Source organism: Microcella sp. (genome assembly GCF_030645145.1).
Taxonomy (GTDB): domain Bacteria; phylum Actinomycetota; class Actinomycetes; order Actinomycetales; family Microbacteriaceae; genus Microcella.
The window spans coordinates 1-10,464 of record NZ_JAUSMI010000088.1; the positions used below are offsets into that span (position 1 = coordinate 1).

Annotated in this window: 9 protein-coding genes and 1 riboswitch; of the genes, 5 read left to right on the plus strand and 4 right to left on the minus strand. The window is 72.6% G+C overall.

Going from position 1 to position 10,464, the window contains the following annotated elements; all coding sequences use genetic code 11:
• Positions 1-146: integrase core domain-containing protein (locus Q7T15_RS05885; protein ID WP_304694261.1), on the plus strand; the 146-nt coding region annotated here is incomplete at its 5' end.
• Here the strand turns inward: Q7T15_RS05885 and Q7T15_RS05890 are convergent.
• Complete coding sequence (locus tag Q7T15_RS05890; RefSeq protein ID WP_304694245.1) at positions 143-598, minus strand: hypothetical protein; 456 nt, start codon at positions 596-598, stop codon at positions 143-145. The two genes, Q7T15_RS05885 and Q7T15_RS05890, sit on opposite strands and share 4 nt — an antisense overlap.
• A gap of 395 nt (positions 599-993) precedes the next feature.
• Here Q7T15_RS05890 and Q7T15_RS05895 point away from each other — a divergent pair, with 395 nt between their 5' ends.
• Entirely contained in the window at positions 994-3,960 is a 2,967-nt protein-coding gene (locus tag Q7T15_RS05895) for a S8 family serine peptidase (RefSeq protein WP_304694247.1), read from the plus strand.
• A gap of 90 nt (positions 3,961-4,050) precedes the next feature.
• On the opposite strand, the gene nagA is transcribed toward Q7T15_RS05895, so the two are convergent.
• Both nagA and purU read right to left on the minus strand, forming a co-directional pair.
• A complete protein-coding gene (gene nagA, locus Q7T15_RS05900) occupies positions 4,051-5,193 on the minus strand; it encodes an N-acetylglucosamine-6-phosphate deacetylase (RefSeq protein WP_304694249.1) in 1,143 nt (380 codons plus the stop codon).
• 12 nt (positions 5,194-5,205) lie between these two features.
• Entirely contained in the window at positions 5,206-6,126 is a 921-nt protein-coding gene (gene purU / locus Q7T15_RS05905; RefSeq protein WP_370689107.1) for a formyltetrahydrofolate deformylase, read from the minus strand.
• A gap of 49 nt (positions 6,127-6,175) precedes the next feature.
• Here purU and Q7T15_RS05910 point away from each other — a divergent pair, with 49 nt between their 5' ends.
• The 3 genes from Q7T15_RS05910 (at position 6,176) to Q7T15_RS05920 (ending at position 9,868) form a co-directional block, all read left to right on the plus strand.
• A complete protein-coding gene (locus Q7T15_RS05910) occupies positions 6,176-7,501 on the plus strand; it encodes an MFS transporter (protein WP_304694253.1) in 1,326 nt (441 codons plus the stop codon).
• Between the two features lie 46 nt (positions 7,502-7,547).
• Positions 7,548-7,631, plus strand: a riboswitch (ZMP/ZTP riboswitch).
• Positions 7,632-7,682: 51 nt separating this feature from the next.
• On the plus strand, positions 7,683-8,957 hold the full coding sequence (gene glyA, locus Q7T15_RS05915) for a serine hydroxymethyltransferase (RefSeq protein WP_304694255.1): 1,275 nt from the start codon (positions 7,683-7,685) through the stop codon (positions 8,955-8,957).
• 2 nt (positions 8,958-8,959) lie between these two features.
• A complete protein-coding gene (locus tag Q7T15_RS05920) occupies positions 8,960-9,868 on the plus strand; it encodes a bifunctional methylenetetrahydrofolate dehydrogenase/methenyltetrahydrofolate cyclohydrolase (protein ID WP_304694257.1) in 909 nt (302 codons plus the stop codon).
• Positions 9,869-9,895: 27 nt separating this feature from the next.
• On the opposite strand, the gene Q7T15_RS05925 is transcribed toward Q7T15_RS05920, so the two are convergent.
• A partial coding sequence (locus Q7T15_RS05925; RefSeq protein WP_304694259.1) for a biotin-dependent carboxyltransferase family protein occupies positions 9,896-10,464 on the minus strand: 569 nt, incomplete at its 5' end.

A 10,464-nucleotide genomic window follows, 5' to 3' on the forward strand; every position in this document is an offset into this window, starting at 1 on the left:
ATTCACGCCACTACCGGTCCGAGTCCGCGCGACGGGCAGCACTGCCGGCCTGGTTGCACTTCTACAATCAGCACCGGCCCCACACTGCTGTCGGAAAGCTCCCGCCCTTCACACGTTTAAACAACGTGCCTGGGCACTACAGCTAGCCGGCGAGGGCATCCGCCTTGATCGTCTCGAGGGCCTGGCGGAACCCGCCGCTCGTGAGGGACGACCCGGCGACGCGCGTGACGTCGAGCGTGTCGATGTCCTTGCCCACGATCTCGGCGGCGATGCCGCCGGCGAACTGGCCCTGGAAGCGCTCGGTCGTCGGATTGTTGGCGTTCGTGGTCACGACGACCTCGGTCACAACGTCATCCGCGAGGGTGAGCTCGACGATGATGCTCTCGCCGCCGTTGGGGCTCTGGTACTCGCCGCTCGCGGCGTAGCTGCCGTCGTCGTAGACGGCGGAGGTGTCGGCGTCGGCGCCCGTCGCGGGCTCGGCCGGCGCGGGCGCCCCCGAGACGGGGCCGACCGCGCAGCCGCTGAGGGTCCCCAGCAGGGTCGCGGCGGCGGCCGACGCGTAGAGCGGAGCGACGAGGAGGCGGGACGGGCGGGTCATGAGGTCTCCGGGCGACGATGGTCGTGAGGGCGGGCGGGGCGATTGCGACGGACGAGCCGGCAGGCGACCGGGCTCCAGCATCCCGGCGCTCGATGGATATTCGCTGTGGTCGGCCGGGATGATTGCTCGACGCGCGGTGCATGCGCGCCGCGCGCGCGGCCGCGAAGCTTTACACGACTGAGATAGAAAAGGTTGTCCACCCCCCTTTGCGGGACATATGGTGAGCGAATCCACGGTTGCAGTACATCGTTTCTGCAGCGCCCACCTCCACACGAAGGACGCACAACGCTGTGACACCTAGGGCACGCCGTACCCCGGCACTCCATCCCATCCGTTCATTCCTCTCTCTCGCCACCGGTACCGCGCTCGTCGCGGCGGGTGTGCTCGCGGCGCCGATGACGTCGACCGCGGCTCCCGCCGATCGAGCGGCGACCGTCGCGCCGTTCGAGGACGGCCGCTACGTCGTCCTCCTGGCCGACGACGCGGTCGCCACCTACGAGGGCGGCGTCCCCGGCCTCGCGCGCACCGCGCCGAAGAAGGGCGAGCAGCTCGACTCGAAGCGCTCGGCCGTCGCCGAGTACCGCCAGTACCTCAAGCAGCAGCAGAGCGAGATCGCCGCGACCGTCGACGCCGCCATCGGCGCGTCGTACACGACCGCGGTCAACGCGTTCTCGGCCGACCTCACCGCGGCGCAGGCCGCGAAGCTCGCCGCGCAGCGCGGGGTCATCGCGATGGCGCCCGACGAGCTCCTGAAGATCACGTCCGTCCCCGGCACCGAGTTCCTCGGCCTCGAGGGCCCCGGCGGGGTCTGGGAGCAGGTCGGCGGCGCCGAGACGGCGGGCGAGGGCATCGTCATCGGCGTGCTCGACACGGGCATCGCGCCCGAGAACCCCTCCTTCGCGGGCGACAAGCTCGGCAAGACCCCGGGCGACGCGCCCTACCGCGCGGGCAAGTCCATCGTCTTCGAGAAGGCCGACGGCGGAACCTTCACGGGCGTCTGCGAGACCGGCACCCAGTTCTCGGTCGACGACTGCTCGACCAAGGTGATCGGCGCGCGCTACTTCGTCGACGGCTTCGGCTCGAAGAACATCGGCAGCGTCAAGACCGGGCCCGGCGAGTTCCTCTCGCCGCGCGACGGCGACGGCCACGGCTCGCACACCGCGGGCACCGCGGCCGGCAACCATCTCGTCGACGCGAGCGTCAACGGCATCGACTTCGGCACGATCTCGGGCGTCGCGCCCGGCGCGAAGATCGCCTCGTACAAGGTCTGCTGGAACGGCAAGGACGCCGCCTCGACCGCCGATGACGGATGCGCGACGAGCGACCTGCTCGCCGGCATCGACACGGCGACCGCCGACGGCGTCGACGTGATCAACTACTCGATCGGCGGCGGCGCCGCCGACTCGACGGTCTCGATCATCGACCAGGCCTTCCTCGGTGCAGCCGCCGCGGGCGTCTTCGTCTCCGCCTCGGCCGGCAACTCCGGCCCCGGCGCCTCGACTCTCGACAACGCGAGCCCGTGGATCACGACGGTCGCCGCGAGCACCATCCCCTCCTTCGAGGCGACGGCGACTCTCGGTGACGGCCAGGCCTTCGCGGGCGCGTCGATCACGGTCGACATGACCGAGGGCGCCGACCCCGTCACCGGGTCGCTCGTGCTCTCCGACGAGCTCGGCGCCGCGGGCGTCGTGCTCGGCGAGGTGCAGCTCTGCGCCCCGAACTCGCTCGACGCCGCGAAGGTGCAGCCGGGCATGATCATCGTCTGCGACCGCGGCGTGTACGACCGCGTCGCCAAGTCGGCCGAGGTGGCCCGCGTGGGCGGCACCGGCATGATCATGGTCAACGTCACCCCGGGATCGGTCGACGCCGACGCGCACTCCGTGCCGAGCATCCACCTGAACAGTCAGTACCGCGATGCGGTCCGCGCCTACGCCGCGACCGAGGGGGCGACCGTCAGCATGGCGTTCGGCAACTCGACCGACGTCGTCACGGCGGTTCCGCAGGTCGCCGGCTTCTCGTCGCGCGGCCCCGTGCTCGCCGACGGCAGCGACATCCTCAAGCCCGACATCTCGGCGCCCGGCGTGGGCATCCTCGCCGCGACGTCGCACCGCGAGGGCGTCGCTCCGACGTTCAACTTCCTGAGCGGCACCTCGATGTCGGCCCCGCACATCGCGGGTCTGGCGCTCCTGTACCTGGGCGAGCGTCCGAACGCGACGCCCGCGGAGGTCAAGTCGGCGCTCATGACGACGGCCTACGACACGAAGAAGGTCGACGGCTCCGCGCTCACCGACCCCTTCACGCAGGGCGCCGGCCACGCCGACCCGACGCGGTTCTTCGAGCCGGGTCTGGTCTACCTGAACGGCCTCGGCGACTGGTACAGCTACATCGAGGGCATCGGCTACGAGCTCGGCGACTCCGTCGACCCCGTCGACGCGAGCGACCTCAACCTCGCCTCGCTCACCGTCGGTGAGATGACCGCGCCGCAGACGCTCACCCGCACGGTGACGTCGACGCAGGCCGGCACCTTCACCGCCTCGGTGCAGGGCATGGCCGGCATGGACGTCACGGTCGAGCCCTCGACGCTGAGCTTCGGCGCGGCGGGCGAGACGGCGACCTTCACGGTCACCTTCGCGCGCACCACCGCGGCGCTCGACGCCTACGCGACGGGTTCGCTCACGTGGACGTCGGGCGACACCACGGTGCGCTCGCCGCTCGCGGCGAAGCCCGTGACGATCATCGCCGCGGCCGAGGTCGCAGGCGAAGGCGTCGACGGCTCGGTCGAGATCAGCGTGACGCCGGGCGGCACGGGCGACATCGCCCTCGCCACCACGGGCCTCTCGCGCGGCGAGCTGCTCGCCGACCCCGCGGACGCCGCCTCGGCGAACTCGGGATCGGGCGTCACGGGCGAGTCGGTGGAGTACACGATCGAGATCCCCGAGGGAGCGGCGTTCACGCGCTTCGACCTCGACTCGCTCAACGATGCGGCCGACCTCGACCTCATCGTGTACCAGCTCAACGACGCCGGCCAGCCGATCGCCCTGTGGTTCTCGGCGACGGGCGCGGCCGATGAGCGCGTCGACCTGGCGGCCCCGGCCGCGGGCTCGTACCTCGTCATCGCCGACGTCTACTCGGCGCCGGGCACGGTGAGCTGGGACCTAACGGTCACCTCGGTCGTCGACGGCGGTGCCGAGCTCGCGCTCGACCCCGCGGTGATCGCGGGCGAGCAGGGCGTCGAGACGACCTACACCGCCTCGTGGAGCGGCCTCGAGGCCGACGCCACGTACCTCGGTCTAGTCGTCTACGGCGACACGGGCGCGTCCACGGTCGTGACCGTCGACACCGGAGCCGTTCCGACTCCGTAGCGCACTGATCACGACGGCCCGGGTCCTGTTCAGGAGGCCCGGGCCGTCGTCATGCGCGGGCAGTCCGTGCGGGGCGTCTCGAGCGCGGCGTCAGGCGCCGACGGGGACGGGCGACCCGGCGGCCCACACGCGCTCGACCCGCAGGTCGGCATCGAGCACCACGAGGTCGGCGGCGAAGCCCGCCGCGAGCATCCCCCACTCGCTCTGTCGGCCCAGCACGCGCGCGGGCGTCGCCGTCAGGGCCTCGATCGCCCGCGTCTCATCGATGCCGGCGGAGAGCGCGGTGCGCAGCGCGACATCCTGCGTGAGGGTCGAGCCCGCGATCGTCGAGGTGCCGTTGAGCAGCGCGATGCCGTCCTTCACCGTCACGTTGAGACTGCCGAGCCGGTAGAAGCCGTCGGCGCTCCCTGCCGCGGCCATCGCGTCCGTCACGAGCGCGATTCGGCCGGGTGCCGAGCGGAAGGCGACCCGCGCGACGGAGGGGTGCACGTGCACGCCGTCGAGCACGAGCTCGAGTACGACGCGCTCGTCGTCGAACGCGGCGGCGACGGGGCCAGGGGCCCGGTGGTGGATGCCCGGCATCGCGTTGAACGCGTGCGTCAGCAGCGTCGCCCCTGCGTCGAAGGCCGCGCGCGCCGTGCCCTCGTCGGCCTCGGTGTGTCCGACTGCGACGACGACGCCGGCCCCGGCGAGGCGCCGGATCGCGTCGAGCGCTCCGGGGAGCTCGGGCGCGATCGTGACCTGGACGAGCGCGCCCCCGGCGGCCGAGAGGAGGATCTCGACGACGTCCTCGTCCGGCGCGAGCAGGTGCTCGGCCGCGAGGGCGCCGCGTCGGGAGGGCGCGAGGAACGGGCCCTCGAGGTGCGCGCCGACGATCGTGGAGTCGTGAGCGGCGAGTCGCGCGATGAGCCGCAGGCTCTCGACGAGCGACTCGACGGGGTTGGCGACGAGCGAGATCACCGAGCGGGTCGTGCCGTGCGCGCGATGCACGGCGAGCGCCGCGGCGATGCTCTCCGCGCCGTCGTCGAAGCCGGCGCCGCCGCCGCCGTGCCCGTGCAGGTCGATGAACCCGGGGGTCAGGGTGCGGCCGGGGAGGTCGAGGATCGCGTCGGCGACGGGAGGAGCATCCGCCCCGCCCGTCGCGGCGATTCGGGCTCCGTCGAGCAGGACCCAGCCGGGCCGGCGGCCGCTCGCGTCGAGAAGCTCTGCACCCCGCACGAGCGTCGTGGCCACGAGCGACTCCTCCTACTTGAAGATGATGGTGCGGCGGCCGTCGAGCAGCACGCGGTCCTCCGCGAACCACGTGACCGCCTGGCTGAGAGTCCGGCTCTCCTCGTCCTGACCGATCGCGACGAGCTCGGCGGGGCTGCGCGAGTGGTCGACGCGCACGACGTTCTGCTCGATGATCGGGCCCTCGTCGAGGTCGCTCGTGACGAAGTGGGCTGTCGCGCCGATGAGCTTCACCCCGCGCGCGTGCGCCTGCTTGTACGGATTCGCTCCCTTGAACCCCGGCAGGAACGAGTGGTGGATGTTGATGATGCGGCCGGCGAGGCGCGCGCACAGCTCGGGGGAGAGGATCTGCATGTACCGCGCGAGGACGACGAGCTCGATGTCGTGCTGCTCGACGACCTCGAGGATGCGCGCCTCGAACGCCGCCTTCTCCTCCGGCGTCGTGACGGGCCGCGACTCGAACGGCACTCCGTAGAAGCTCGCGAGCTCGCCGAGCTCCGGGTGGTTGCCCATGACGAGCGGGATCTCCGCCGGGAGCTGACCGGCGCGCTGACGGAAGAGCAGGTCGTTGAGGCAGTGCGCGGCCTTCGACACGAGCACGAGGGTGCGCAGCGGTCGGCCGACGCGGTCGATGCGGCAGTCCATGCCGTAGTGCTCGACGACGGGTGCGAGGGCGGCGGAGACCCGGTCGTGGTCGGCGAGCGTCTCGGTCTGCAGGCGCAGGAAGAAGCGGCCCGACTCGAGGCTCGAGAACTGCTGCAGCTCGGTGATGTTGCCCTCGGCCTCGACGATCGCGCCGGTGACGGCGTGCACGATGCCGGGCCGGTCGTCGCAGACGAGGGTGACGATCCAGTGGTGGGGGGTCTCTGTCACGGGCTCCAGCCTATGGGCCCGTGGCGGGGGCGATAGCGTAGAGGCGGATGCTCCGCCGGGCATCCCCGGATGCGTCGGCCCGCTACGCCGACCGCGAAAGCCCCACCGTCGCATGACCTCCAGCCGCATGACCCCCGATCAGCCGGGCGCCGAGCGCCCCTTCCCGTGGATCGGCCTGCTGACGCTCGCCGCCGCGATCTTCGTCCTCGTCACGAGCGAGTTCCTGCCGACGGGCCTGCTGCCCGACATGGCGCGCGACCTCGAGGTCAGCGAGTCGCGCGTCGGCCTGCTCGTCACGATCTTCGCCGCGACCGTCGCCCTCACGACCGCGCCCCTCGCCGCGCTCACGCACCGCTACTCGCGCAAGTGGCTCCTCATCGGGGTGCTCGGCGTCTTCGCGCTCGCCAACGTGCTCGCCGCGATCGCGCCGAGCTACGAGCTGCTCGTCGGCGCACGCGTCCTCGGCGGCCTCGCGCACGGCCTGTTCTGGGCGATCGCGGGCGCCTACGCGGGCCATCTCGTTCCCCGTCACCAGATCGCGCGTGCGGTCGCCGTCACGAGCGCGGGCGGCACGACCGCCTTCGTGCTGGGCGTTCCCGTGGGCACCGCGATCGGGCAGGCGCTCGGCTGGCGGTCGGCCTTCGGCATCATCGCGGCCTCGGTCGTGCTCCTCGCGCTCCTCGTTCTGCGCTTCCTGCCCGCCGTCGACCATCGCGTGACCCTCGCGACGGGCGAGATCCCCGTCCCGGCGCGCCGCGATCCGACCTTCCCCGGCGTGCTGCTCGTGTGCCTTCTCGTGATCATCATCGTCATGGGGCACAACGTCTTCTACACCTACATCGCGCCGTTCATCATCGACGAGGCGGGGTTCCCGCGCGACTCGGTGAGCATCATGCTCTTCCTCTACGGCGGCGCGGGCGCGATCGGCCTCGTGCTCGCGGGCGTCGTGGGCAGCCGGTTCCCGCGCGCGGGTCTGTACGGGATGCTCGCGGGCGTCGCGCTGTCGGTGGCCGTCCTCGCCGCCGCGCCGGGCATCCCCGTCATCGTCGTCGTCGCGATCGTGGTGTGGGGCGTCGCGTTCGGCGGCATCCCCGCCCTCCTCCAGACGCGGCTGCTGCACGTCGCGTCGCCGCGCGTGCGCGACCTCGGGGCGGCGCTCCTGACGACGTCGTTCAACATCGCGATCGGCGGCGGTGCGCTCATCGGCGGCCTGCTGCTCGATAGCGCCGGGCTGCTCGTGCTGCCCGTCGTCGAGGCGGGGGTGATCGCGCTCGCGATCCTCGTGCTCGTGCTCGCCGACGCGCGATCGCGGAGAGGCCGCGCCGCTGCGGCCGCGGACGCGCGGTGGGCCGAAGAGCACCGGGCCGACGCGCACCGCGAGCTCGAATTCGGGTCGCCGCTCACCGGCCCGATCCCGACCTCCGACCGCGACGCCTGAGGATCGCCGTCGGTCGAGCGCGCCCTCGGCGATCGCCCCGTAGACTGAGGGCAGTCGCGACTGGCGTTGAGATGGTGAACCATCAGGGAGCGACCGACACGGTGAGCTGCCGTCCGCCTGGGCCGCTCGTCCGGCCGACCTGCGAGGGCCGCTGGCCTCCGCCCGTACCGAGGAGCATCCCGTGTCCGCACTTCCCAGCTCGTTCAACGAGCCCCTGTCGATCGTCGACCCCGAGATCGCCGCCGTCCTCGAGCAGGAGCTCGGCCGGCAGCGCGACACGCTCGAGATGATCGCGAGCGAGAACTTCGTCTCGCGCGCCATCCTCGAGGCTCAGGGCTCGGTGCTCACCAACAAGTACGCCGAGGGCTACCCCGGCAAGCGCTACTACGGCGGCTGCGAGTTCGTCGACATCGCCGAGAACCTCGCGATCGAGCGCGCCAAGGCGCTCTTCGGCGCCGAGTTCGCCAATGTGCAGCCCCACTCGGGCGCCTCGGCGAGCGCCGCCGTGCTGCACGCGCTCGCGCAGCCGGGCGACACCATCCTCGGCCTCGAGCTCGCCCACGGCGGCCACCTCACGCACGGCATGAAGCTCAACTTCTCGGGCAAGGTCTACAACGCCACGAGCTACGGCGTGGACCCCGAGACGATGCTCGTCGACATGGAGGTCGTGCGCGCGAAGGCCCAGGAGGTCAAGCCCGCCGTCATCATCGCCGGGTGGTCGGCCTACTCGCGCCAGCTCGACTTCGCCGCCTTCCGCGCGATCGCCGACGAGGTCGGCGCGAAGCTCTGGGTCGACATGGCGCACTTCGCCGGCCTCGTCGCCGCGGGCCTGCACCCGTCGCCGCTCCCGCACGCCCACGTCGTCAGCTCGACCGTGCACAAGACCCTCGCCGGCCCCCGCTCGGGCATCATCCTGAGCAACGACGAGTCGCTGTTCAAGAAGCTCAACTCGGCCGTCTTCCCCGGCCAGCAGGGCGGCCCGCTCATGCACGTGATCGCCGCGAAGGCCGTCGCGTTCAAGCTCGCGGCCCTGCCGGAGTTCGTGGAGCGCCAGGAGCGCACGATCGCGGGCGCGCGCATCCTCGCCGACCGTCTCACGCAGGACGACGCGATCCAGGCCGGCGTGAACGTGCTGACCGGCGGCACCGACGTCCACCTCGCGCTCGTCGACCTCCGCACCTCGCCGATCAACGGCCAGGAGGCGGAGGACCTCCTCCACGAGGTCGGCATCACCGTCAACCGAAACGGCGTGCCCTTCGACCCGCGCCCGCCGATGGTCACGAGCGGCGTGCGCATCGGCACGCCCGCGCTCGCGACGCGCGGTTTCGGCGAGGCCGAGTTCACCGAGGTGGCCGACATCATCGCGCACACGCTCATGCCGAGCCCCGACATCGCGGCCCTGCGCGGCCGGGTCGACGCGCTCACCGGCGCGTTCCCCCTCTACCCGGGGCTGTGAGCATGACGGATCCCCGGCCCGCCGGCGCATCCGCCCAGCTCCTCGACGGCACCGCGACCGCTCGCGCCATCAAGGCCGAGCTCACGACGCGGGTGTCGGCGCTGCGCGAGCGCGGCATCGTGCCCGGGCTCGCGACCGTGCTCGTGGGCGACGACCCGGGCTCGCGCTGGTACGTCGCGGGCAAGCACAAGGACTGCGCCGAGGTCGGCATTGAGTCGATCCGCCGCGACCTGCCGGAGTCGACGACGCAGGCCGAGCTCGAGGCCGTCATCGACGAGCTCAACGCCGACCCGGCCGTCACGGGCTTCATCGTGCAACTGCCGCTGCCGAAGCACATCGACACCGACGCGATCCTCGAGCGCGTGGCGCCGGAGAAGGACGCCGACGGCCTCCACCCGACGAACCTCGGCCGTCTCGTGCTGCGCGTCGACCGCGCGATCGACACGCCCCTGCCGTGCACGCCGCGCGGCGTCATCGAGCTCCTCGAGCGGCACGGGCTGTCGTGGGCGGGCGCGGATGTCGTGGTCGTCGGCCGCGGCGTCACCGTCGGTCGCGCGATCGGGGCGCTCCTGACGCGGCGCGAGTACAACGCGACCGTCACCCTCACGCACACCGGCACGCGCGATCTCGCCGCCCATCTGCGTCGCGCCGACGTCATCGTCGCCGCGGCGGGCGTGCCGGGCATCGTCTCAGCCGCGGACGTCAAGCCGGGCGCGATCGTGCTCGACGTCGGCGTCTCGCGTCTCACCGACCCGGAGACGGGGCAGTCGCGCATCGCGGGCGACGTCGCCGACGACGTGCGCTCGGTCGCCGCGTGGGTGTCGCCGAACCCCGGCGGGGTCGGTCCGATGACCCGCGCGCTGCTGCTCGCGAACGTCGTCGAGACGGCGGAGCGCGCCGCAGGGGCCTAGCGATCGAGCGGTGCGCGGGGCTCGGGACTACGGGCGACCCGTGGCGAGGCGCAGGCGCACCGCCTGCCCGGGGCGCGCCTGCGCGAGGGAGTCGAGCGCGGCATCCGCGACGACCGCGATCACCGGGTAACCACCAGTGACGGGCGCGTCGGGGCCCAGAACGGTGGGCGCGCCGTCGGGCGAGACCTGGATGCTGCCGGGCAGCATGCCCTCGCTCGGCAGCTCGCGGCCCTCTGCGGCGGCCGTGCGGGCGAGCGCGGGGCCCTCGAGGCGCACTCCCGTGCGGTCGGAGCGCGCCGAGACCCGCCACTCCGCCTCGCGCAGGGTCTGCCACGCCTCGTCGCCGAACCAGTCGCGGCGCGGTCCGGGGCGCACGGCGAGGTCGAGCGGGCCGTCGCCGGGCGCGTCGACGGGCACGAGATCGACGCTAGGCACGGGCCCGGCGATTGCGTCGCCGATCGCGAGGATGCCCCCGGCCGCGAGCGGATCCGGCCCGATCCCCGAGAGCGTGTCGCGCGATCGCGAGCCGAGCTCGAGCGGGGCGTCGACCCCGCCGCGGACGGCGATGGTCGCGCGCAGGCCCGCGTCGAGCCGGC